The organism is Pseudonocardia sp. ICBG601 (assembly GCF_020496245.1).
The window spans coordinates 111,145-132,399 of record NZ_JAHLJA010000033.1; the positions used below are offsets into that span (position 1 = coordinate 111,145).

Genomic DNA, 21,255 nt, shown 5'->3' on the forward strand with positions numbered 1-21,255 from the left:
CACTCGCACCGGGGCTCCCGTAGCGTCGCCGCAGTGCCTCGTTCCGAGCCGTCGGGTCGTCCGCGGGAGGATGGGTCGAGCGACTCGCTGGCCCTGACGTTGACCTCGGTGTTCAACTCCGTCGCCGGTCTGCTGGGGTTCCTGATCGCGGCATGGGTGATGCCGCAGGAGGAGGTCGGGCGGGCGACGGAGTTCGTCTCGGCCATGCAGCTGATCGGCGGCGCGGCCCAGCTCAACCTCGGCATCGGCATCATGAGGTGGCTGCCGGGGGCGGGTCGGAGGTCCGTACGGCTGGTGTTCGGCAGCCTGTTGCTGATCATGCCGTTGTCCGGTCTGGCCGGTCTGGTCTACGGGCTGCTCGTCCCACGAGTGGCGTCGGTCGCCGCCGGCGAGGGTCCCTTCGGGTTCGGCTTGTTGCTGCTGGTGCTCGGCTGCGCCGGGTGGGGCGTGTTCGTGGTGCATGACTTCGTCATGGTCGCGGTCGGCCGGCCCTGGCTGGCGGTGTGGCGCAGCGGGACCTTCGCCGTCGCCCGGATCGGCCTGCTCGCCGCGCTCGGGGCGGGCCTGGCGTCGCAGGGCATGGTGTTGTCGTGGGTGATCCCGGTCGTGGTGTGGATCGGGGCCGGCACGATCGTGCTGTGGTTCCTGGTCCGCCGGTTCGCCGCCACGGGCGGACCCGGCACTCTCCCCAGCCGGGCCACCATGGCGGGGTTCCTCGCTCCGACCGCGGTCGCCCAGCTCGGGGCGGTGCTGCTCTACAACCAGATCCCGCTGCTGGCGAACTTCCGGATGGGCAACACCATCGGCGCGGTCTTCTTCATCGCCTGGCAGGCCACCGTCGTCGTCGACACCGCCGCGGTGTTCTTCACCAACTCCCTCGCCGTGCAGACCGCGCGCGAACCCCACCGCGCCGCCGAGCTCGCCCGCCACACGCGACGCCGCATGCTGGTGCTGTTCATTCCGCTCCTCGTCCTGGGTGCGGCCCTGGGCTGGCCGGTGCTGCGGGTCCTGGGACCCGGCTACACCGTCGGCGCTCCGATCATCGCCGCGCTCATGGTCGGTGTGCTGTTCCGGCTCGTCGTGGTGTTCGAGCTGGCCCGCCGCCAGGCCGACGGCGACGGCGTCGGCTACGCCCGCCTGTCACTGCTCAACTGCGGTCTGGTCGTCGCGATCGCCGCGCTCACCCCGTTGCCCGACCCGACGACGACACATCCCGCGTTGGTCATGCTGCCGTTCGTGCTCGGCTACGTCGCCGTCCAGGCCGTCTTCGCCGCCGTCCTGACCGTCGCCGACCGGCGAGCGCGGAGACGCGCGCAGGCTCACGGCCCCGCGGGGTCGCCGCGGCGCGCCGCGTCTACGCAGCCGGTCACTGGACCGAGGACAACCGGGAGACGACCCCCTCCCGGCGCCGCTGCACAATGACGATTCGGTACGCCGCAGCTGTGGCAGCAACAGCACCACCGAAGAACAACCAGAACCACCACGACCCGATGTCGTCGCGGGCCGCGTTGAGCGAACCGGCCCAGAAGATGAAGGTCATTCCGGGGGTCGAGGCGACTTCGCGCCCGCCATGCGCGGTCCTGGCGCGCGCATAGGGGAAGTGAGCAGGGGCAATGTCGCCAGCTCGCCCCTGACGCAACGCTCGATCCACGAGTTTGCGCTGCGTGGCGGTGAGCGTGCGGGACAGAATCAGCATGGATCGGTCGTGTGGATAGGGCTGTACAGCCCGGCTCCATGCCGATACGACGAGCGGAACCTGACTCACGAGCGCCACCGCGCTGACGCCATAGAGCCAGAGTTCTCTGCCCTCATCCTCACCGAGGCCCAAGCCCGCCGCCACGAGAACGAACACGACGGTCAGTACGCAGAACGCTCGGGTCCACACCACCCGGAGACGGCTCGGTATGTGCAGCTGCTCATGATCCAACCCCACGTGACCGAGGTCGTCTGCTCCTCGGGGCGCCGTCGGTCGTGGCCGGCGGGATCCTTCTTCCTCGCCAGGCTCAGCCACTGTCTGCCTCCATGACGACGGCGCCGTCGGAGCGACCAGACTCGGCACAGAGCGTGGTGATCATGTGTCGGCCTCCAGCTCACGCACCCGGGCGCGCATCCGGCTGAAGTACCACATCATGTAGCCGTACAACGCGACCCCCGCGGTCGACAGCCCGATCTGGAGTAGCCGGTCCCAGCCCTCCTGATCAACGGCACCGAGCACCCAGATCCCGATGAGGAGCGGGTAGAACCAGAGCAACCAGCCCTGGCGGGACTGCTCCCGCGCAACCCGCAGGGCCAGGTCACGTTGCTCGACCGGGATCGGGTCGCCGCGACGCAGCGACCTCAGCAGAGCTGAACGCTCGCGCCGCGACGGCAGCTCGCTCAAGGCCGAGGTGGGCCAGGAGCTCCCCTGCCGACGCCGTTGCCATCGGATCGCCGCAACCGTCCCGACTCCCAGCACACCAAGACAGAGCACCGGTGTCCCGATCAGCAGCGTCCACCACCACCAGCTACGGCTCGCACCCTCCTCGTACCGGGCAGCCAGGACTCCCGCAATGACCCCGCCTGCCAGCAGCGGCACGGCAGCGAGACCTGCGAAGAGGACGATCGCCCGCACGTCGCCTCGCCGACCACCGAGGTTGCCGGAAGCGGGACGTGAACGCGTCACCCCGTCGCCGTTCTGCGTTCCCACATCGCCCCCTCCGGGCCGCTGGCGAAGACCGATCAGGTCAACCCTGATGGGCATCGACGCGATTATCACCCGTTGGGCGACGTTCGAGCCATTCATCCGGTTCGCGGCCGTTCGACGGAGCATCGAGCGAGGCGTGCCACTCCACCCCAGGCGCTCCCGTCGCGATGACGCACCGAGGGCCCGAGTGGCCGGAGCTTTGCGCGACCTCGCGCTTGCGGGAAGTCTGCCGTTGCGGTGACCCGGCGAGCCCTGCCGGAGGTGCGTCGATCCGCTGAGGACCGACAGCAGATCGATGCACGTCGGCGAATGATGTCGGCGACCTCTCTGACATATCGGCTCCTCGAATCCGCGGAATGCCGCGGCGACCGACTACGGCGTTTCACCTTCTCTCCCTGCACCACATCCGGCAGGTTTGACCGACTCCGACGGCCACGCAACTGTCCGGGCCAAACTGATAGCCGCCACCTTGGACGGAATCATCGCCATCAACACACCACGCATGGCCGTGATGGCCGGGTTGTCGACCTGAGCGAGGCGGCTCATCCGTTCGGACATCTTGGATATCTGTTCGGCACGAGGTCGCCGATCGGCGTCGTAGCCGGCGAGGGCCCTCTCCACCGGTTCGCCCTTTGCCAACTCGGCGGCGAGGATGACAGCGTCTTCGAGGGCGAGGCATGCACCCTGGCCGAGATTGGGGGTGACTGCGGGGGCCGCGTCACCGAGGAGCGCGACTCGCCCCACCGCGAAGGGGGACAAGGGACGGGGATGCGAGTAGATGTCGTGCTTCAGGACCGACTCAGAAGGGGTGCTGCGGACGACGTCACCGACGGGAGCGTGCCACGAACCGAACCGGCGCAGCACCTCGTCGCGCTCGTCGGTGTGATGTGTTCCAGGCGGCGCATTTGCCGTGGCAAACCAGTAGACACGCTCGTCAGGGAGCTGTGTGAGTCCGAAGACGGCGCCTCGACCCCAGGACTCGGATTGTTGGTCCAGCGGGTAGGGCTCGTCGGTGACACCCCGCCAGGTGGTGAACCCCGCGTACCGCGGGGCCCCGGCCTCTGGAAGGACGGAGCCACGAACACGACTCCGAATGCCGTCGTCGCCCACGACCAGCGCCGCCGTGAGAACCCCCTCGTTCTCGTGATCGGTGCGGTACGAGACGGTTGCAGACGACTTGCCCTGTGCGACATCGACGACCGTGGCACCCGTCCGAACAAGGTCAGGTGGCACGGCCGCAAGTAGGCACTCGTGCAACTCGGCGCGGTGGAGGACGAGCACGCTGAGATCGTTCTCCACCCGCAATCGCCGTCCCGACGATCGCGAAAGCCAGTGACCAGGGGGCTTATTCACAAGGGAGTAATTCTGTTGATCTGCGGAAGCCGTCACCGGCGATTTTGTCTCGATACCGGCACGGCGGTGTGTCGCGCTTGAAGTGCAACAGCCCTTGCCGGTTTGTTCGGTGTTCCCAGGCATCGAACGAGGATCGGCGAAGAGCTGTTGCGATTCAAAGCTATGACAGGGTTGGACGATAGACAACTCACCGATCTGGTGGTGAGAGTACACGCCCGATGCGGCGGCAAGTTCGTTTCTGCAGGTAGGCCTGTTGCGTTGGGCTTGTTCCGGTCAGTGGCCATGGAGGCTTATTCAGGGCCCGTGAAATAACGATCTAGCCCGGCGTGTCGGGTTGGGCGACAGCCCGTCCATCGCGAAGATTGGTTTGTCGAATCAATCCGAGATGAATGGGCTGTCGCAGTATGTACTATACCACTGGCTTTCGGCGTGATGAGATTCAGGATCTTGCCGCTCTGGTGCATGAGCAGGATCAGCGGAACGCGACTGGCCTGCGACGGCCTTGGCCGCCGATTCTGGGATTGTTCTGGTCGGTGGTGATCACGTTGGCGTATCTGCGCGGGAATCGTGTGCAGTGGGAGTTGGCGGAAACCTACGGGGTGTCGCAGTCGACGGTCAGTCGAGCGATCGCGGGGGTGACACCGTTGCTGGCGCAGGCGCTGCGGAGTGTAGTTCCGACTGCGGAGGAGCTTCGTGCCGATCGGCAGTGAGGCTTATTCAGGCTCCGTCAGGTAAGTGCGTAGAAGATGAGTCCGATGACTGCCGAGATCGTCGTTTTAAATGTGGCGTAGGGTCGGCGGTAGTCTGTGTGGAGAACTTTCCACGACTTGATATGGGCGATGACTCGCTCGATGGTGGCGCGTGTGCGGTTGAGGCTCTTGTTGAATGTTTTCTGCCAGTCGAGAAGTTCCCGGCCGGGTTGTTTTTTGAACGGGGTGAGCATGCCGCGCCCGATGTAGCCTTTATCGCCGATCGGTGGGTATGTGGCGAGGTGGTCGAGGGCGCCGGATTGGTCGAGGCAATGTAGGTCGTGTCGGGAGCCTGGGGTCGGGTCGGAGATCCACGACAGCTGCCCTTCCAGGGTGGCTGCGACCTGGACGACGACGCCGGTGGTGCGATGCTTGCCCGACCACAGACCTGGTACGGCGGTCCATGACCAGCAGGGCAGCAGGGTTCCGTCGATGATGTACTGCCGATCGGCACGAAGCTCCTCCGCAGTCGGAACTACACTCCGCAGCGCCTGCGCCAGCAACGGTGTCACCCCCGCGATCGCTCGACTGACCGTCGACTGCGACACCCCGTAGGTTTCCGCCAACTCCCACTGCACACGATTCCCGCGCAGATACGCCAACGTGATCACCACCGACCAGAACAATCCCAGAATCGGCGGCCAAGGCCGTCGCAGGCCAGTCGCGTTCCGCTGATCCTGCTCATGCACCAGAGCGGCAAGATCCTGAATCTCATCACGCCGAAAGCCAGTGGTATAGTACATACTGCGACAGCCCATTCATCTCGGATTGATTCGACAAACCAATCTTCGCGATGGACGGGCTGTCGCCCAACCCGACACGCCGGGCTAGATCGTTATTTCACGGGCCCTGAATAAGCCTCAGTACATCATCGACGGAACCCTGCTGCCCTGCTGGTCATGGACCGCCGTACCAGGTCTGTGGTCGGGCAAGCATCGCACCACCGGCGTCGTCGTCCAGGTCGCAGCCACCCTGGAAGGGCAGCTGTCGTGGATCTCCGACCCGACCCCAGGCTCCCGACACGACCTACATTGCCTCGACCAATCCGGCGCCCTCGACCACCTCGCCACATACCCACCGATCGGCGATAAAGGCTACATCGGGCGCGGCATGCTCACCCCGTTCAAAAAACAACCCGGCCGGGAACTTCTCGACTGGCAGAAAACATTCAACAAGAGCCTCAACCGCACACGCGCCACCATCGAGCGAGTCATCGCCCATATCAAGTCGTGGAAAGTTCTCCACACAGACTACCGCCGACCCTACGCCACATTTAAAACGACGATCTCGGCAGTCATCGGACTCATCTTCTACGCACTTACCTGACGGAGCCTGAATAAGCCTCATGGTGGTGACGCTGATGCGCAAGAACGTGACCCAGGACTTCGCGGGCGCGATCTTCGGGGTCAGCCAGTCCACGGTCAGTCGCCGCTGGGACCTGCTGCGCCCGGTGATCGGCGAGGTCCTCGCCGACGTCGTGCCCGACCCGCGGGAGGTCCTCGGAGGCGGAACAGTGCTGGTCGATGGCACCGTGTGCCCGACGTGGGACTGGAACGCAGTGTCCGACCTGTTCTCGGTCAAGGCCGGCTACTCGGGCATGAACCTGCAGATCGCCGCCACCCTCGACGGAGTCCTCGTCGCGGTCGGCGAAGTCCCGATTCACGGCGCCCGCCACGACGCACATGCCTACGCCGCATCCGGGCTGGCGGAGCGTCTGCGCGATCTCCCGTCCGTCGCCGACCTCGGCTACATCGGCGTCGAGGGCATCAACACGGTCCCGCACAAGCGATCCCCCGGTATCGACCTCGACCCCAGCCAAGTCGAGTTCAACACCGCCCTCGGCAGAATCCGCGCAGCCGTCGAACACGCCATCGCGCACCTCAAAACATGGCGCATGCTCAGCGAAGAAGGTGGCCGATACCGCTACCCCATCAGCAAATACGAAAGCACAGTTGCGGCAATCGTAGGCCTCTACTTCTTTGCGGCTTATGAATAAGCCTCCAGCGCTGGTTCGAATTCCGCCGTTGCCCTGCACAGTGCCGTGCGCGCGGATGGACTCTCCAGCGCCGAGCAGATCCAGAGCCCTGAGGCCATTCGACCACAGCGATATACCGGCGCCGGTGGCACGGATCTCCGGAGCCTGTTCGAATACCGTGACATCCCAGCCAGCTGCGCGTAGCCCCACCGCGGCTGCCAGTCCACCGATCCCCGCTCCAACGATGATCGCGGTTCTCTCGTTCACGAAGCCGCTCCCACCTATACCTCCGCGCCAGCGCCTATCAGTGCGTTCATGGAGGCTTATTCAGGGCCCGTGAAATAACGATCTAGCCCGGCGTGTCGGGTTGGGCGACAGCCCGTCCATCGCGAAGATTAATTTGCCGAATCAATCCAAGATGAACGGGTTGTCGCAGTATGTACTATACCACTGGCTTTCGGCGTGATGAGATTCAGGATCTTGCCGCTCTGGTGCATGAGCAGGATCAGCGGAACGCGACTGGCCTGCGACGGCCTTGGCCGCCGATTCTGGGATTGTTCTGGTCGGTGGTGATCACGTTGGCGTATCTGCGCGGGAATCGTGTGCAGTGGGAGTTGGCGGAAACCTACGGGGTGTCGCAGTCGACGGTCAGTCGAGCGATCGCGGGGGTGACACCGTTGCTGGCACAGGCACTGCGGAGTGTCGTTCCGACTGCGGAGGAGCTTCGTGCCGATCGGCAGTACATCATCGACGGAACCCTACTGCCCTGCTGGTCATGGACCGCCATACCAGGTCTGTGGTCGGGCAAGCATCGCACCACCGGCGTCGTCGTCCAGGTCGCAGCCACCCTGGAAGGGCAGCTGTCGTGGATCTCCGACCCGACCCCAGGCTCCCGACACGACCTACATTGCCTCGACCAATCCGGCGCCCTCGACCACCTCGCCACATACCCACCGATCGGCGATAAAGGCTACATCGGGCGCGGCATGCTCACCCCGTTCAAAAAACAACCCGGCCGGGAACTTCTCGACTGGCAGAAAACATTCAACAAGAGCCTCAACCGCACACGCGCCACCATCGAGCGAGTCATCGCCCATATCAAGTCGTGGAAAGTTCTCCACACAGACTACCGTCGACCCTACGCCACATTTAAAACGACGATCTCGGCAGTCATCGGACTCATCTTCTACGCACTTACCTGACGGAGCCTGAATAAGCCTCATGGAGCCGGGTGTCGAGGACGAGCGTAGGCGGCCGAGGAAGGACCCGCCCCCACCCCGACGCTGCCGCCGCGATGACACCCAGGAGGCCCATTGCCCCCCCACGTCATCCGGGGATCTGTCCGCCGCCAGCCCGTCGACGGGGCCGGCAGCAGACCGATGCCCGTCAGCGAACGACGTCGGCAACCGCGACAGCGACATTGTCGGGTGCGCCCGCCGCCATCGCCAGATCGACGAGCGCTCGGCTCGTCTCGACCGGTCCGGACGTGCCGGTGAGAACTGCCGCGACCGCTTCCGGCGGGACATGGGCATGCAGACCGTCGGTGGCCAGCAGGTATCGGTCGCCCTCGCGGACCGTGTGCAGAGCCAGGTCCGGCCCGTCCTGCCCGGGCGCGAGCGCACGCAGCAGCGTGGCCCGGTGCGGATGCGACGCCGCCTCCGTCTCGGTCAGCGTTCCGGCCTCGACCATCGACCGGACAAGAGTGTGATCGTGGGTCAGACGGGTGAGCACCCCGTCGCGGAGCAGCCATGCCCGTGAATCACCGACGTGGACGAGAGCCAGCTTCTGCTCGTCGGTCAGGACCAGAGCGGTGACCGTGCTGCCGGAGACCAGCGGGTCCACGTCCCCGGGCGACATCGGGTGCCGGCCCGGCCCTGCCGTTTCATGCAACTCGCCGCGCAGAGCATCGAGGGCGGCCAGGACCTCTCCCGGCCCGCGACCGTGCGCCCCCGCCACTGCTTCCAGAACCCGTGCACTGACCGCGGCGCCGTCCGGGCCGAAGCCGTCAGCGACGACCGCGACCGCTCGGAGCAATCGTCAAGACCTGTGGATGAAGATCTTTTAGGCGGCTTCGGTGTGGGTGTGGGCATCGGGTCGTTCGACGAGGCGGCCGGCGTCGAATCGGGCTCCGGCTCGGACGAGGGCGACCAGGTGCGGTCCGTTCACGGCGCGCCATCGGTTCTGGGCGGCCTCGATGAGCTTGAACGCCATCGCCAGTCCGGCCGCGCGTGACCGGGCCCGCGGGTGACCCGGGTGCGGTGGCGGACCGTCGCGAACGTGGACTCGATCGGGTTCGTGGTGCGTAGGTGTTGCCAGTGTTCGGCGGGGAAGTCGTAGAAGGCGAGCAGTTCGTCGAGGTCGTCACCGATCTTCGCGACGGCCTTGCCGAACTTCGCCCGGTAGGCGGCCTCGAAGCGGGCCACGGCGTCGAGGGCTCTGCGGTCGAGGGCTCTGCGCTTGTCCTCGGCGTTCCAGATCTCGGTCAGCGCCTTCTTCGCCCCCGGATGCGCTGACTTCGGCAGCGCGGCAAGGACATTGGCGGTCTTGTGGACCCAGCAGCGCTGCTCGCGGGTCTGCGGGAACACCTCGCGCAGCGCGCCCCAGAACCCGAGCGCGCCGTCAGCGACCGCGAGCACGGGTGCTCGCATGCCGCGCCGCGCGCAGTCGCGCAGCAGATCGGCCCAGGACTCGCTCGACTCGCGGTAGCCATCGGTCAGGGCGACGAGTTCCTTGCCGCCGTCCGCGCGGACTCCGATGAGCACGAGTAGGCACAGCTCGTGTTCCTCGAGGCGGATGTTGACGTGGATCCCGTCGGCCCACAGGTAGACGTAGTCCACACCGGACAGGTCTCGGCGGGAGAAGGTCTGCTGTTCGGTCTTCCAGGTCTCGGTCAGTCTGGTGACCATCGACGCCGACAGGCCCGCGGTGGAGCCGAGGAACTGCCCGAGCGCGGGCACGAAGTCCCCGGTCGAGAGTCCGTGCAGATACAGCAGCGGTAACACCTCGGTGATCTTCGGAGTGCGGCGGCACCATCGCGGCAGGATCGCCGAGGAGAACCTGCAGCGGTGCCCGGTCTCGGGATCGATGCGGCGGTCGTCGACCCGCGGGGCGACAACCTCGACCGCGCCGGCCGAGGTGAGGACCTCGCGGGGCTGGTGGGTGCCGTTGCGGACCACGAGCCGCCGGCCGTGCTCGTCGCGCTCCTCAGCGTGGCGGGCGATGTAGTCATCGACCTCGGCCTGCAACGCCTCGGCCAGCATCCGGCGGGCGCCTTCGCGGACCAGGTCGTCGATCAGCGAGCCGCCGCCCCGGCGGGGTTCATCGGTGTCAGCAGCTCCAGGAACTACGGTGAGCACGGGTCGTACCCTTCCGGCCGGCGTTGACCCGCCGGCCTTGCTTCAGAGCCTCAAGATCACCGGGAGGGTACGGCCCCTCCAGGTCATCCACAGGTCTCAAGCATTGCTCATCGCTCGTCACCCCCGGCACTGTCCTGCTGCCGGTCACGAACCGGGCCCTGGGCACTTGCGGCGCCACAACGCAGCCGCAGTGTCGCTCGTCCGTCCGACTCGGGCATGTCGTCCTCCTCCAGTGCCTCGACGAGGGCAGCGACCAACGCCCGACGTTCCACTCCTGCCGCCTCCTCCTGCGCCCACCAGTCCCGCACGACGACGGCCAACTCGGCCCGTGACAGGTCGGAGCACGCCCGGATCCGGGCCAGCGGCATGCCGACCCGGCGCAGCCACGCGACGCGTCGCGCGACCGAGAGCTGGGCGGCCGCGTAGTAGCGGTAGCCGGTGACCGGGTCCGTGCGGACCGGCCGGAGCAGGTCGAGATCGTCGTAGAGCCGGAGCGCCTTGCGCGTCAGACCGGTGGCGCGGGCGAACGCGCCGGTCGTGAGCTCGTCCACGTCGCCTCCTTCGTCAACCGGGCCACATGCCCGGCAACGACGACGCTCCGGGTGGCCCCGAGGGCCGGGTCAAGCGGCTCGACGACAGGATCTCGCGACCGGTGAGGCGCCGGGTTCGGCCGGTATCAGAGCCGAGCGAGGAAGGGGTCGATAACGGCCCACGTCGCGGTAGGTGCTTCGAGGTGGGGAAGGTGCCCGGCAGCGGGGACCTCGGCGAAGGACGCGCCCGGGATCGCCGCCGCGACCGCGCGACCGTATGCAGGCGTGACGATCCGGTCGCTGGCGCCGTACACGACCAGCGTCGGTACTGCGATCGCCCCCAGTCGGCCGAGGAGGGTCGCATCGCTCAGTGTCGGTCCGGCCAGGGCGGCCATCGCCTGTCCGTTGGACTGCTGGACGGCGCGCTGCTCGTCCGTCAGTGAAGCCGGGTCCCGGTAGCCACGCTCCGGGTCATGCCAGGCCGCTTCGGCGAGCCCCCGCGCGTCGAGGGCGAAGAAGTCGGCACCTGGCTCGCCTTCGACGACCGCACCTGTCCCGTTGATGTCGACCACGGCGCCCACTGTGCCGGCGTACTGGTCGTCGGCCGCCGCCTGGAGCGCCATCTCGAGTGCCACCCAGCCGCCGATGGACGAGCCGACGACGATGACGTCGCACTCGCCCTGTTCACGAAGTCGTGCGAGGTAGTGCGTCGCGAGATCGGCGATCGAAGCGACGCTGTCCACTCCGGGGGTGCCGTCCCAGCCGGGGTGGGTGGGGGCGATGACGCGCATCGACGCGGAGAGGTGCTCGACGAGCGGCGCGACGGTGCCAGGACCACCCCCTCCATGCAGGACGAGCGCGGTGCGGGTGGTGTCAGGGCGAGTCATGACCACTCCAGTATCAACCTATTGATCTAAGGATGTTGATACAGTAGCACCGTGGCAACTGATCTCGAACTGCTCGGCCAGATGATCAAGCGGGCGCAGTACCGCAACCACCGCGCGTTGGATGCCGCCCTACAGGAGACCGGCGTGACCCTCGTGCAGTGGGATGCCCTTCGCGCGATCGACCGGATGCCGGGAGCATCCGGGCACACGCTCGCGACGGCGACCTTCCAGAGCGATCAGGCGTTCGGCACGCTCGCGAATCGGATGCTCAGTCGCGGGTTGATCGAGCGCACGGCGGGGCGGGGCCGACGCCTGGAGCACACACTCACCGAGACCGGCCGGGTAGCCCTGGCCGAGGGGCACCGTATCGCCGCCGGGGTGCTGGACAGCCTGTTCGCGGCGCTCGACGAGCCGGCGCGAGCGACACTTGCCCGGATACTCGGCGACTTGGTCGCCCGGGACCCCATGGCCTGAACCACCTTGGGCCTGACGGAGACCCGCGTCATGGGACTCCGACCAGCTGTCGGTCATCCCAGTGGGCAGCATAGAACGCCCGGTCGTACTCGACCGGGGGGTCGGTCGCCGAGGTAGCCGTGCAGGCGCCGATGGTTGTGTCGGTGCACCCAGCCCAGGGTCGCGAGCTCGACGTCCTCCACGATCTTCGACGGGCCGTTGTGGACGGGACAGCGGATGAGCTCGGCTCGCACGTGCTCAGCGCCCCGCCAGCCCGCGCCGTCGAGCGTGTCGGCACGGCGGCCCGACATCTCAGCGCTTGGGAATCTCGAGGCCAGCGTCGCGCAGGTGGGCCTCGATCAGTTCGTTGAGCCGGGCGACGGTCGGCAGATCGTCGGCCCGGTGATCGTTGATCACGCGGTAGCGAGCGGCGGCATCCGGCGTCGAGAAGACGGCCCCCTGCGCAGCCATCAGCTCGCGGTCCTTCAAGAGATTGTCGGCAACCACGCTCGCGAGCTGTTCGAGCCGTGGGTCGTCGGGTTCCCACGACGCTGCCGCCCAACACCGTTGCTGCAGCTCTACGTACTCGGGGTCGTCGAGCCGGTGCCCGAGCAACGTCAGAAACCCCTCGAAGAACTGCGGCCCGAGTGCCTTGGCCAGCACCATCCCGTCTCGCTGCGCAGCGATGAAGTCCGGAGGAAATCCGAGGTCCGCGTGCTTCGCGAGTAGTTGACACGCTCGATCGGACAGAAGTGCTCGGTGGCCGTCACTGAGCCGATGCAGCTTCCGGCGTCGCGCGTCCAGCTCGTTGATCTGTTCGACGAGTCTCCGATCGATGTCGTCCAACGCGGCGGCCGACACGAGAGGCTCTCACCGACGATGCTGTCGATCTCTGCAAGTGCGACGCCCGCCTCCGCCAATGTGCGGACCTGGACCAATCGAAGCAGGTCGGTCGAGGTGTAGCGCCGATAACCGGAGCTGTCGCGTCGCGGCTCCTGCAGCAGACCCACTCGGTGGTAGTGCCGCACGGTCTTGATCGTCACACCGCAGAAGGTGGCGGCCTGCCCGATCGTGAGCCCGGCGGTCATCGACTCAGCCTGTCACCACGCCGTCGACCGCGGCAACATCGCGCACGGCCTGCGCGACAGCCCGGAAGTCGTTGCGAAGGATCTTGCCGTGATTGCTCGCAACCGTGGGGCTGATCTGCAGGTTGGGATTCCTGCCCAGATGTGGAGTGAGGGCGGCACGGGCGTCGTTGTGCTCACCGCTGTTGGCCCCGAAGCTGTCACCACTTCCCAGGACATAGCGCACGGGGCAACCGACTCGGTCCAGGATCGGGCCGAAAGAGGACGCCAGTTCGTTCAGCTCGATGTTGATCGCGGCATGCTCGGCGGCCGTCATCCGCGCGGCGAGGCCGAACGGCGCGACCAGCGGTAGCAGCATTCGAATCCGCCGGAACGTCTTCTCGATCCGCTCGCGGCCGGCTGCGCCGGTGATGCCGTACGGCAGCGCACCGTCGACGTTGACGACCCCGGTGACCTGGCCGGGGTGCCGCTCGCCCCACGACGTGGCGAGAAACGCTCCGTAGGACCACCCCACCAGGATCGGGTTCCGGACCTTCCTCGACTGCAGAACAGCGTCGAGATCACGCAGGCAGGCTGCGAACGAGTAGTCCGACGAGCGCTTGGAGCGGCCACGTGCGCGCTCGTCGAACGTGATGTGCCGGAACCCGTCGCCGAGTTCGCCGATGGTTCGTCTCCAGTGCCGCTGGCTCGCGAAAGAGCCGTTCAGGTAGATGACCGGCCTCCCTTCGCCACCGCTGTCCGAGACCGCCAGAGCCGTGTCATCGACGGAGACCATGCCCGTCCCACTCCGAGTGCTTCATGCCGGTGACACTCCGGGTTGCCCTCGGGTCAGGGCCCCGGCAAAGTCGCTAGATGATCTTGTAGGTGGTCAGTGGTCGATGGGGGTCGCGGGCGTGGTGGCGGAGTGCTGCGGCGATGTTGCTGACGCCGTGCAGGCGTAGCGCGGTGATCGCGAGGTTCCGCAACGCCGACATGACCTGCGGGGCGTGACCGGTGTGGGCGGTGGCGCGGTCTTCGTCGAAGCAGACATCACGGACCCAGTGCAGGCGATTCTCGATCGACCAGTGCCCACGGATCCAGCGGGCGAGCAGTCCTGGATCGGCGTCGGTGCTGGTCAGGCTGGTGATCGCGTAGGCGGTCTCGGTTCTCCACTTCCCGCCAGGCCGCAGTGGGCGACGCCGGCGCACCAGCTTGATCGCCTGGGATGCGTGGGGGAAGAACTCTGCGCCCAGGTCGGGACAGGGGTGCAGGCTGACCACGCTGATCGTGCGGGTCTCGACGCGGCCGTGCCCACGCCCGCGTTGACGATCAGCGACGCCGATCTGGGTCCAGGGCAGCGCCCGTACCCGTGCCAGCAGCGTGGGCTGGTTCGCTTTGATCGTCATCAGGTAGTGCCCGCCGCGGCGGTGTAGGTAGTCGGCGTGGGCTCGCTGGGTGTGCAGAGCGTCCGCGGTGACCAGTACATCGTCGAGGTCGAGGGGGTCGAGCAGCGCGGTGAACGCGGTGATCTCGCTGCCCTTCTCTGCGACCTGAACCTGGCCGAGCACGCCACCGCTGGTCTGGTCGAGCACCGACACCAGATGCGGGAGCCAGACCCTGCCGTCGGCGGCACGGACGCGGGCGCCGCGCAGGGTCTTGCCGTCCAAGGCCAGCACGCGACGCTGTTCTCGCCGGGGTGTGCCCTCCGCCGCCGGCTGGGCGCTGAGCTGGGGCAACACCCAGGACTGCAACGCCGCCTCCAGCGCCGAGGCGTCGACCCGTTGCAGGACCCGGCGGATGGTCGACTCGTGCGGAGCGACCGCGCCCACCCCGAGCACGTCCAGCACGGCGCGGCCGACGTCATGGGCGTACTCGGCGATCGCGGTGAACGACCGGGCCCCCGCCAACACCGCGCACGCCCCCAGTAGCAACACCGCGAGGACACCGTGGCGGACACCGCGTGGTTTCCGCGGGTCCGGCACTCGCGACAGGGCCTCCACCAGCGACAACCCCGCCGCCTCACCGACCGGCGCGGCTCTCCCCGCGTCAGGACCGACCTCCAGGCCTTCCAGAGCAGCAACGATCGGAGACACTGACACTGCGGACACAGGCTTCCTGACGTGAGCAAGGATTCGACACCCTCATGATCACGCCAAGCCTGTGTCCGCACCCACCCCCACCCCCCACATCACCGCAGCTCAGGACCCACCCATCACGACTTTGCCGGGGCCCTGTGCCGCCCGCGGCGACGAGCACGTTCCGGCCCTGCAACGACTGTGTGGTCATGCGCTCTCCCAGATCGAATGTATCGCTTGTATATCCCTGTGTATCAGCTATACAGAGCGATGTCGACCGGGACCGCTCAGAACGCCCAGGTGCCGGTCATCAGCGCGACCCCCGTGACCGCCAGCAGTCCGACAACGACGTGTTCCCCGGTCCCGCCGGTCCGGAACCGCAGCATCCGCGGCCAGCGGATCCCCGCCAACGGCCAGAACGCGAACCGGTTCCCGTTCGAGGTCAGCTCGTCGCCGATCGCACCGATCCAGCAGCCCGCACCGGCCGCGACGCCGGTCCAGACCGCCGTCTGACCGGGCAGCAGGTACCCGGTCCCCCACCACGCCAGCAGCCCGACCGCGGCCGCGAACACCGGCGAGTGCGACAGCCCGCGGTGCGACACCCCGGTCGTCACCCGCGACAGCCACCGGATCACCCGGCACAGCAGCCAGGTCACCGGCGGCAGCGCCCGCGCCGCGACGCTCGACGGATGGTCCAGGTCCGGCGCGAACGCGGCCAGCGCGCACACCACCACGACCACCGGCACCAGCACCGGTGGCGGCGGCACCGCCGAGCACACCGCGAGCCCCAGCACCGCACCCGACAACGCGTGCGTACGCCCCATCATCGTGACCCCCACCTTCTGCAGAAGAACACGGAACGTAACCACGCGCCACCGTCCCGGCCGGTCCCCGACACGCGTGGGACGGTCTTGACCACACCCGGTGGGCCGCGCAGGCTCGCACCGTGACGCAGCGGTGGCGCAACTGGGCGGGCAACCAGCGCACCCGTCCGATCAGGACGGTCCGGGCGCGCGCGACACCGGCGACGTCGTCGACGCCGTCCGCCGGGCCGCCGAACAGGGCCTGCGGGTGCGTCCGCGCGGCAGCGGCCACTCCTTCACCGGCATCGGCGTGCCCGACGGCGTCGCGCTGGCGGTGCCCGCCGACCCGGCCGGGCTGCGCTGCGACGGCGCGCTCGTGACCGTGCCGGCCGGGGTCACCCTGCACACGCTCAACCGGTGGCTGTGGGCGCGCGGACGGGCGCTGCCGAACCTCGGCGACATCGATGCCCAGACCGTCGCCGGCGCGATCTCCACCGGCACCCACGGCACCGGCGCCGGGTACCGCGGCATTGCCGACGCGGTGCGCGGGCTGCTCCTCGTCGACGGCACCGGCACGGTGCACACACTCGACACGACCCGCGAGCCCGACCTGTTCGACCTGGCCAGGGTGGGGCTCGGGGCGCTCGGGGTGATCGTCGAGGTGACCCTGGAGACCGTCCCCGCGTTCCACCTGCACGCCCGCGAGAGCGCCCGCCCGCTCGCCGAGGTCCTCGACGGCCTCGACGCGCTCGCCGCGGCACACGACCACGTCGAGTTCTACTGGTTCCCGCACACCACCACCGCGGTGCTGAAGACGAACGACCGGACCGGCGCGACCGGCCCCCGCCGCAGCCGGGCCGCCGCCCTCGTCGGCGACGAGCTGCTCGGGAACGGCGCGTTCGGGCTGGTCCAGCGGGTCGCCGCGGTGGCACCGCCGCTGGCGCCGCGGCTCAACCGGGTCATGGCCGGGCAGATGGCCGCCGGGGAGTACGTGGCCCCGTCCTACGCGGTGTTCTGCAGCCCACGCCGCGTGCGGTTCCTGGAGATGGAGTACGCCGTGCCGCGGGCCGCGCTCGGTGAGGCGTTCGCCGGGTTGCGGGCCGCCGCCGCCCGGCACGCCGCGGACGTGGCGTTCCCGGTCGAGGTCCGGGTGCTCGGCGGCGACGACATCGCACTGTCCACCGCGTACGGACGCGACACCGCCTACCTCGCGGTGCACGTCCACGCGCGACGCCCGCACGAGGCGTACTTCGGCGCCGTCGAGTCGGTGCTGTCCGCACTGGACGGACGTCCGCACTGGGGAAGCTGCACACCCGCACCGCGGAGCAGCTGCGGCCCCGTACCCGCGGTTCGACGCGTTCGTCACCGCGAGGGACCGGCTCGACCCGGAGGGCCGGTTCCGCAACCCCTACCTCGACCGGGTCCTGGGGTTCCGTGCACGTCGACGACCTGACCACGCCCGCGCTGCTGGTCGACGCGGCCCGCGCTGGAGGCCAACCTCGCGGACATGGCGGCGGCTGCTGCTGCGCCCCCCGCGGCTGCGTCCGCACGTGAAGGCGCACAAGACGACCGAGCTGGCCCGACGACAGGCCGCGCACGGCCACACCGGGTTCACCTGTGCGACGGTGCGTGAGGTGGAGGGCATGGCCGCGGCCGGTCTGGCACGGACCTGCTGCTGGCCAACGAGGTGCTCGACGCGCGCCGCCTCGGTGCCGTCGTGCGGTCCGGGGCCGGGTGACACTCGCGATCGACTCCGAGCAGACGCTGCGCGCGGCCGTCGACGGCGGCGTGCGCGAGGTGCTGATCGACGTCAACATCGGACTGCCGCGCTGCGGGATCGCGCCGGCCCGCGCCGGGGCGCTCGCCGACGCCGCCCGCGCCGCCGGGCTGACCGTGCGCGGGGTGATGGGCTACGAGGGCCACCTGCAGATGCTCCCCGACGAGGCCGAACGAGCCCGGCTCACCACCGAGTGCACCGACCGGCTCCGCGCGGCGCACGCCGACGTCGGCGGCGAGATCGTCTCCGGCGGCGGCACCGGGACTCACGCGGTGAACACCGCGTGCACCGAGATCCAGGCCGGGTCCTACGCGCTGATGGACACCGCCTACACCGCCGCCCGGCTGCCGTTCCGCCAGGCGCTCACCGTGCTGTCCACGGTGGTCTCGACGACCGCGCCGGACGGCGACATGCCCGGCTGGGCGGTCGCCGACGCCGGACTCAAGGCGTTCGGCATGGACCACGGCAACCCCACCGTCCCCGGCGGGAACGTGTGGTTCTGCGCCGACGAGCACCTCGTGTTCGCCGCCGACACCCCACCGGCCACCGGCGACCGGGTGCGGATCGTGCCAGCCCACGTCGACCCCACCGTCGCCCTCCACGAGCGGATGCACGTCGTGGAGGGCGACCGGGTCGTCGACACCTGGGCGGTCGACCTGCGCGGCTGGTGAGGTCAGCCGGCGTCGATGCCGCCGCCGTCGTACAGCGACTCGACCGTGTCGGCGAACTTCTCGGTGATCGGGCGGCGCTTGAGCTTCATGGTCGGGGTGAGCTCGTCGCCGCCGGGGATCCACGGGTCGGGCACGATCGCGTACCGGCGGACGGTCTCGACCCGGGCCAGGCGCGCGTTGCCCTCCTTCACCGCGCGAGCGACCTCGTCGCGCACCGTCGGGTCGTCGTGGGCCCGTCCGGCCGCGACGTCCGGGTCCAGCGCGACCAGCGCGACGTTGTAGGGCCGGGCGTCGCCGATCACGCACAGCTGGCCGATCAGCGGGGACCGGGACTTGATCGCCGACTCCACCGCCGACGGGGAGATGTTCTTCCCCGCCGCGTTGATGATCAGCTCCTTCTTCCGGTCGACGATCCGCAGGTAGCCGTCCTCGATGACGCCGATGTCGCCGGTGCGCAGGAAGCCGTCCTCGGTGAACACCGCCGCGGTCTCCTCCGGCTTGCCGCGGTAGCCCCGCATCACGGCCTCGGACCGCATCAGGACCTCGCCGTCGGAGTCCAGGCGCAGCTCGGTCCCGGGCAGCGCGGGGCCCGCGGTGCCGACGCGGATCGCGTCGGACGGGTTTGCAGGTGCACGCCGCGCAGTTCTCCGACATGCCGTAGATCTCGCCGAGCGGGACGCCGATCGCGTGGAAGAACAGCGTCAGCTCCGGCGCGCTCGGGGCGGCACCGATGTTGGCCGGCCGCGCCTCGTCCAGGCCCAGTGCGGCCCGCAGCGACGCCAGGACCGGCGCGGCGGCCTCTACCCAGGCCGCGAGCTCGGCGGGCACCGGCTCCCCGGCCTGGGTGAGCCGGGCGGCCTCGGTCCCGTCGGCGATCGCCGCCGTCCACCACGAGCGCGCGCTCCCGCGGCTCCCTGGCCGCGACCGCCGCCTCCACCCCCGCCTTGAGCTTCTCCCAGATCCGGGGCACCGCGAAGAACGAGTGCGGGCGCACCTCGCGCAGCGCCGCGCCGATCTCCCGCGGGTTCGCGCACGTCGTGACGTCGAGGCCGAACAGGATGGCCATGTAGTACGACGCGTCCCGCTCGGCGATGTGGGCCAGCGGCAGCCAGCACACCACGCGGTCCCCGGGCCGCAGCCCGAACACCGTGCCGACGGTGCGGTTTCGCGCTCACCAGGTTGCGATGGGTCAGCTCGACGCCCTTGGGCGGGCCGGTCGTCCCCGAGGTGTAGATGATCGTCAGCAGGTCGTCCGGGGTCACCGCGGCCGGCGCGGCGAGCGGCTCGGCCGCCAGCAGCACGTCCCACCCGACGGCGCCCTCCGGGCCGGGCCCGTCGAGGACGACGACCCGGCAGCCGGCCGCCGCAGCCGGTGCCGCCGCGACGGCGGCGAAGCTCTCCTGCACGATCAGGACCGTGGCGCCGGAGTCGCGCAGCACGTACGCGATCTGCTCCGGCGACGAGGTGTTGTAGATCGACACCGTCGCCGCCCCGAGCAGCACGGCGCCCAGGTCGGCGATGTGGAACTCGGGCCGGTTCTCCAGCATCAGCGCGACGACCGAGCCGTGGCCGACACCGAGCCCGGCCAGGCCGGACGCGGCGCGGCGGGCCAGCGCGTCGTACTCCGACCAGGTCCATCGGACCGCCCCGTCCCGGGTGCGCAGCGCGACCTCGTCGGGGCGTGCGGCGACGGTGTCGTGCAGGGCGTCCAGCAACGTTGCGGTCATGCTCCGGCCTCCGGGGCGATCAGGGCCGGCGCCCGTTCCGGGGACGCGGACGCCGGGGGGAGGCCGCGCCGTGCGGACTCCTCGCGATTCTGCACGAACCCGCGTGCCTCACGGACCCTGGCGATCTCCCGGCCGACGTCGCGCCCGCAGCACCCGCCACAGCTCGGCGCGGTCCACCGCCGGGTCACGCAGGCAGTCGCGGACCCAGCCCAGGAGCCGGGCCGGGCGAAGACCTGGGTCGGTGGCCGCCGGCGGGAGAACACGTCCCCACAGCTCGGTGGCGCGGTCCTCGCTCGCGGCGAACCAGCGGTAGGACGCGCGCTCCAGCGGTGAGACGTCGTCGTCGCGCCCCAGGCCGTTGGCCCACTGGTACATCGGCAGGCACTGCTCGTCGCGGTCGGACTCCCAGCGCGCGAGCGCGGCGTCGAGGTCGGCCGGGTCGTCCAGGTACGGAGCGACGGCCTCGCCGAGCAGGCGGCCGAAGCGCAGCGCGTCGCGGATGCCCTGGGCGGTGACCGGGTCCTTGAAGTGACCGGCGTCGCCGGCGAGCGCCAACCCGGCCCCTGCGAGTGCCGGAAGTACGACGGGTGGCTGCGCGAGGTGCGGACCTTCGACGCCATCGTGCAGCCGCGCAGCCGCTCGGCCAACGGCGCGATCGCGGCCCACGGGTCGAGGAGAACGCGCGGTCGCGTCGCGCCGGAACTCCTCCGCGCGCTCCACCGGCGGCATGAGCAGCACGACGGACTTCCCGCCGTCGCACGGGAAGACGGTGGCGAGCTCGCGCCCCTCGCGCCACTGGGCGGCGACGCCGCGCAGCTCCTCGCGGGGGTCGTCGTAGTAGGCGAAGGCCATCATCCGCTGGTTCTCCCAGCGGTGGTGCTCGCGGGTGCCGACCAGGCGGGCGACGGTGGAGCGACGCCCGTCGGCCCCCCGACCACCAGCTTCGCCCGGATCTCCCCGGTGCGGTCCTCGCGGTCCTTCCAGCGGACCCCGACGACGCGTCCGTCGTCGTCGTGGAGCAGGTCGGTCACCCGGGTCGCCTCGCGGACCTCGGCCCCGGCCCGCGTGAGCGGTCTCCACCAGCGCGAGGTCGAGCCCGGGGCGGCGCACGCAGGACCCGGTGGCGATGCCCTCGTAGGCACCGTAGCGACC

General features: G+C 69.2%; 22 protein-coding genes and 5 pseudogenes. 8 read left to right on the forward strand and 19 right to left on the reverse strand.

The features are described from left to right. Positions 1–33 precede the first annotated feature (33 nt). A complete protein-coding gene (locus KPL57_RS12655) occupies positions 34–1,422 on the forward strand; it encodes a lipopolysaccharide biosynthesis protein (RefSeq protein WP_226351744.1) in 1,389 nt (462 codons plus the stop codon). Here the strand turns inward: KPL57_RS12655 and KPL57_RS12660 are convergent. The 3 genes from KPL57_RS12660 to KPL57_RS12670 form a co-directional block, all read right to left on the reverse strand. Continuing rightward, on the reverse strand, positions 1,367–1,852 hold the full coding sequence (locus KPL57_RS12660; RefSeq protein ID WP_226351745.1) for a hypothetical protein: 486 nt from the start codon (positions 1,850–1,852) through the stop codon (positions 1,367–1,369). The genes KPL57_RS12655 and KPL57_RS12660 overlap by 56 nt on opposite strands. Before the next feature lie 219 nt (positions 1,853–2,071). After that, complete coding sequence (locus tag KPL57_RS12665; RefSeq protein WP_226351746.1) at positions 2,072–2,740, reverse strand: hypothetical protein; 669 nt, start codon at positions 2,738–2,740, stop codon at positions 2,072–2,074. 315 nt (positions 2,741–3,055) lie between these two features. Continuing rightward, the gene (locus tag KPL57_RS12670; RefSeq protein ID WP_226351747.1) at positions 3,056–3,982 is read right to left on the reverse strand and encodes an FAD-dependent monooxygenase; all 927 of its coding nucleotides are present in this window, start codon (positions 3,980–3,982) and stop codon (positions 3,056–3,058) included. Positions 3,983–4,440: 458 nt separating this feature from the next. Between KPL57_RS12670 and KPL57_RS12675 the strand changes: the two genes are divergently transcribed. After that, positions 4,441–4,746, forward strand: coding sequence for a transposase family protein (locus tag KPL57_RS12675; protein WP_226351748.1), 306 nt, complete (start codon positions 4,441–4,443; stop codon positions 4,744–4,746). A 17-nt stretch (positions 4,747–4,763) separates the two neighbouring features. On the opposite strand, the gene KPL57_RS12680 is transcribed toward KPL57_RS12675, so the two are convergent. After that, a complete protein-coding gene (locus tag KPL57_RS12680) occupies positions 4,764–5,528 on the reverse strand; it encodes a transposase family protein (protein ID WP_226350834.1) in 765 nt (254 codons plus the stop codon). Positions 5,529–5,655: 127 nt separating this feature from the next. Here KPL57_RS12680 and KPL57_RS12685 point away from each other — a divergent pair, with 127 nt between their 5' ends. Next, the gene (locus tag KPL57_RS12685) at positions 5,656–6,111 is read left to right on the forward strand and encodes a transposase family protein (RefSeq protein WP_226351767.1); all 456 of its coding nucleotides are present in this window, start codon (positions 5,656–5,658) and stop codon (positions 6,109–6,111) included. Between the two features lie 19 nt (positions 6,112–6,130). Further along, positions 6,131–6,781, forward strand: a complete 651-nt coding sequence (locus KPL57_RS12690) for a transposase (RefSeq protein WP_226351147.1) — start codon at positions 6,131–6,133, stop codon at positions 6,779–6,781. Between the two features lie 15 nt (positions 6,782–6,796). Here KPL57_RS12690 and KPL57_RS12695 read toward each other — a convergent pair. Further along, positions 6,797–7,027 (reverse strand): annotated as a pseudogene (locus KPL57_RS12695) (FAD-dependent oxidoreductase); the annotation flags it as partial. A gap of 170 nt (positions 7,028–7,197) precedes the next feature. On the opposite strand from KPL57_RS12695, the gene KPL57_RS12700 reads away from it, so the two are divergent. Beyond that, on the forward strand, positions 7,198–7,962 hold the full coding sequence (locus tag KPL57_RS12700) for a transposase family protein (RefSeq protein WP_226351144.1): 765 nt from the start codon (positions 7,198–7,200) through the stop codon (positions 7,960–7,962). A gap of 184 nt (positions 7,963–8,146) precedes the next feature. On the opposite strand, the gene KPL57_RS12705 is transcribed toward KPL57_RS12700, so the two are convergent. The 4 genes and pseudogenes from KPL57_RS12705 to KPL57_RS12720 all read right to left on the reverse strand — a co-directional run bounded on the left by KPL57_RS12705 (position 8,147) and on the right by KPL57_RS12720 (position 11,533). Next, the gene (locus KPL57_RS12705) at positions 8,147–8,794 is read right to left on the reverse strand and encodes a PP2C family serine/threonine-protein phosphatase (RefSeq protein WP_226351749.1); all 648 of its coding nucleotides are present in this window, start codon (positions 8,792–8,794) and stop codon (positions 8,147–8,149) included. A 27-nt stretch (positions 8,795–8,821) separates the two neighbouring features. Beyond that, a pseudogene (locus KPL57_RS12710) lies at positions 8,822–10,116 on the reverse strand (IS256 family transposase). Positions 10,117–10,223: 107 nt separating this feature from the next. After that, entirely contained in the window at positions 10,224–10,667 is a 444-nt protein-coding gene (locus KPL57_RS12715; RefSeq protein ID WP_226351750.1) for a MerR family transcriptional regulator, read from the reverse strand. Positions 10,668–10,792: 125 nt separating this feature from the next. Beyond that, complete coding sequence (locus KPL57_RS12720; protein WP_226351751.1) at positions 10,793–11,533, reverse strand: alpha/beta fold hydrolase; 741 nt, start codon at positions 11,531–11,533, stop codon at positions 10,793–10,795. 51 nt (positions 11,534–11,584) lie between these two features. On the opposite strand from KPL57_RS12720, the gene KPL57_RS12725 reads away from it, so the two are divergent. Continuing rightward, on the forward strand, positions 11,585–12,007 hold the full coding sequence (locus KPL57_RS12725; RefSeq protein ID WP_226351752.1) for a MarR family winged helix-turn-helix transcriptional regulator: 423 nt from the start codon (positions 11,585–11,587) through the stop codon (positions 12,005–12,007). A gap of 291 nt (positions 12,008–12,298) precedes the next feature. Here the strand turns inward: KPL57_RS12725 and KPL57_RS69630 are convergent, their stop codons facing one another. From KPL57_RS69630 to KPL57_RS12755, 5 genes and pseudogenes are all read right to left on the reverse strand, one after another. Continuing rightward, positions 12,299–12,847 carry a hypothetical protein gene (locus KPL57_RS69630; RefSeq protein WP_226351769.1) on the reverse strand — a complete coding sequence of 183 codons (549 nt, stop codon included), beginning with the start codon at positions 12,845–12,847 and terminating at the stop codon, positions 12,299–12,301. A gap of 80 nt (positions 12,848–12,927) precedes the next feature. Next, a pseudogene (locus KPL57_RS69635) lies at positions 12,928–13,074 on the reverse strand (MerR family DNA-binding transcriptional regulator); the annotation flags it as partial. Between the two features lie 4 nt (positions 13,075–13,078). After that, a complete protein-coding gene (locus KPL57_RS12745; protein ID WP_226351753.1) occupies positions 13,079–13,846 on the reverse strand; it encodes an alpha/beta fold hydrolase in 768 nt (255 codons plus the stop codon). 73 nt (positions 13,847–13,919) lie between these two features. After that, a complete protein-coding gene (locus KPL57_RS12750; protein WP_226351754.1) occupies positions 13,920–15,143 on the reverse strand; it encodes an ISAs1 family transposase in 1,224 nt (407 codons plus the stop codon). Positions 15,144–15,412: 269 nt separating this feature from the next. Further along, a complete protein-coding gene (locus tag KPL57_RS12755) occupies positions 15,413–15,952 on the reverse strand; it encodes a metal-dependent hydrolase (protein WP_226351755.1) in 540 nt (179 codons plus the stop codon). A 130-nt stretch (positions 15,953–16,082) separates the two neighbouring features. On the opposite strand from KPL57_RS12755, the gene KPL57_RS12760 reads away from it, so the two are divergent. Together KPL57_RS12760 and KPL57_RS69640 are read left to right on the forward strand one after the other, a co-directional pair. Beyond that, the gene (locus KPL57_RS12760) at positions 16,083–17,381 is read left to right on the forward strand and encodes a D-arabinono-1,4-lactone oxidase (protein ID WP_226351756.1); all 1,299 of its coding nucleotides are present in this window, start codon (positions 16,083–16,085) and stop codon (positions 17,379–17,381) included. 176 nt (positions 17,382–17,557) lie between these two features. Beyond that, on the forward strand, positions 17,558–18,376 hold the full coding sequence (locus KPL57_RS69640) for an alanine racemase (RefSeq protein WP_226351757.1): 819 nt from the start codon (positions 17,558–17,560) through the stop codon (positions 18,374–18,376). Positions 18,377–18,378: 2 nt separating this feature from the next. Here KPL57_RS69640 and KPL57_RS12770 read toward each other — a convergent pair whose 3' ends face one another. The 5 genes and pseudogenes from KPL57_RS12770 to KPL57_RS12785 all read right to left on the reverse strand — a co-directional run. After that, a complete protein-coding gene (locus KPL57_RS12770; RefSeq protein WP_374203704.1) occupies positions 18,379–18,912 on the reverse strand; it encodes an acyl-CoA synthetase in 534 nt (177 codons plus the stop codon). Continuing rightward, positions 18,912–19,523 (reverse strand): AMP-binding protein, encoded by a 612-nt coding sequence (locus KPL57_RS66375; RefSeq protein ID WP_308252859.1) that lies wholly within the window; start codon positions 19,521–19,523, stop codon positions 18,912–18,914. The genes KPL57_RS12770 and KPL57_RS66375 overlap by 1 nt, the downstream gene beginning before the upstream one ends. A 31-nt stretch (positions 19,524–19,554) precedes the next feature. Then, a pseudogene (locus KPL57_RS66380) lies at positions 19,555–20,103 on the reverse strand (AMP-binding protein); the annotation flags it as partial. 108 nt (positions 20,104–20,211) lie between these two features. Continuing rightward, positions 20,212–20,958, reverse strand: a complete 747-nt coding sequence (locus KPL57_RS12780) for a hypothetical protein (RefSeq protein ID WP_226351758.1) — start codon at positions 20,956–20,958, stop codon at positions 20,212–20,214. Beyond that, positions 20,955–21,255, reverse strand: a pseudogene (locus KPL57_RS12785) (hypothetical protein); the annotation flags it as partial. The gene KPL57_RS12780 and the pseudogene KPL57_RS12785, both read right to left, overlap by 4 nt.

What these genes read in the sequence shown, in the direction of transcription:
- KPL57_RS12745 (WP_226351753.1), bottom strand. Translation starts at nt 13,846, where the DNA reads ATGGTCTCCGTCGATGACACGGCTCTGGCGGTCTCGGACAGCGGTGGC.
- KPL57_RS12755 (WP_226351755.1), bottom strand. Translation starts at nt 15,952, where the DNA reads ATGATGGGGCGTACGCACGCGTTGTCGGGTGCGGTGCTGGGGCTCGCG.
- KPL57_RS12700 (WP_226351144.1), top strand. Translation starts at nt 7,198, where the DNA reads ATGTACTATACCACTGGCTTTCGGCGTGATGAGATTCAGGATCTTGCC.
- KPL57_RS12770 (WP_374203704.1), bottom strand. Translation starts at nt 18,912, where the DNA reads ATGCGGTCCGAGGCCGTGATGCGGGGCTACCGCGGCAAGCCGGAGGAG.
- KPL57_RS12720 (WP_226351751.1), bottom strand. Translation starts at nt 11,533, where the DNA reads ATGACTCGCCCTGACACCACCCGCACCGCGCTCGTCCTGCATGGAGGG.
- KPL57_RS12690 (WP_226351147.1), top strand. Translation starts at nt 6,131, where the DNA reads ATGGTGGTGACGCTGATGCGCAAGAACGTGACCCAGGACTTCGCGGGC.
- KPL57_RS12680 (WP_226350834.1), bottom strand. Translation starts at nt 5,528, where the DNA reads ATGTACTATACCACTGGCTTTCGGCGTGATGAGATTCAGGATCTTGCC.
- KPL57_RS12780 (WP_226351758.1), bottom strand. Translation starts at nt 20,958, where the DNA reads ATGATGGCCTTCGCCTACTACGACGACCCCCGCGAGGAGCTGCGCGGC.
- KPL57_RS12665 (WP_226351746.1), bottom strand. Translation starts at nt 2,740, where the DNA reads ATGCCCATCAGGGTTGACCTGATCGGTCTTCGCCAGCGGCCCGGAGGG.
- KPL57_RS12675 (WP_226351748.1), top strand. Translation starts at nt 4,441, where the DNA reads ATGTACTATACCACTGGCTTTCGGCGTGATGAGATTCAGGATCTTGCC.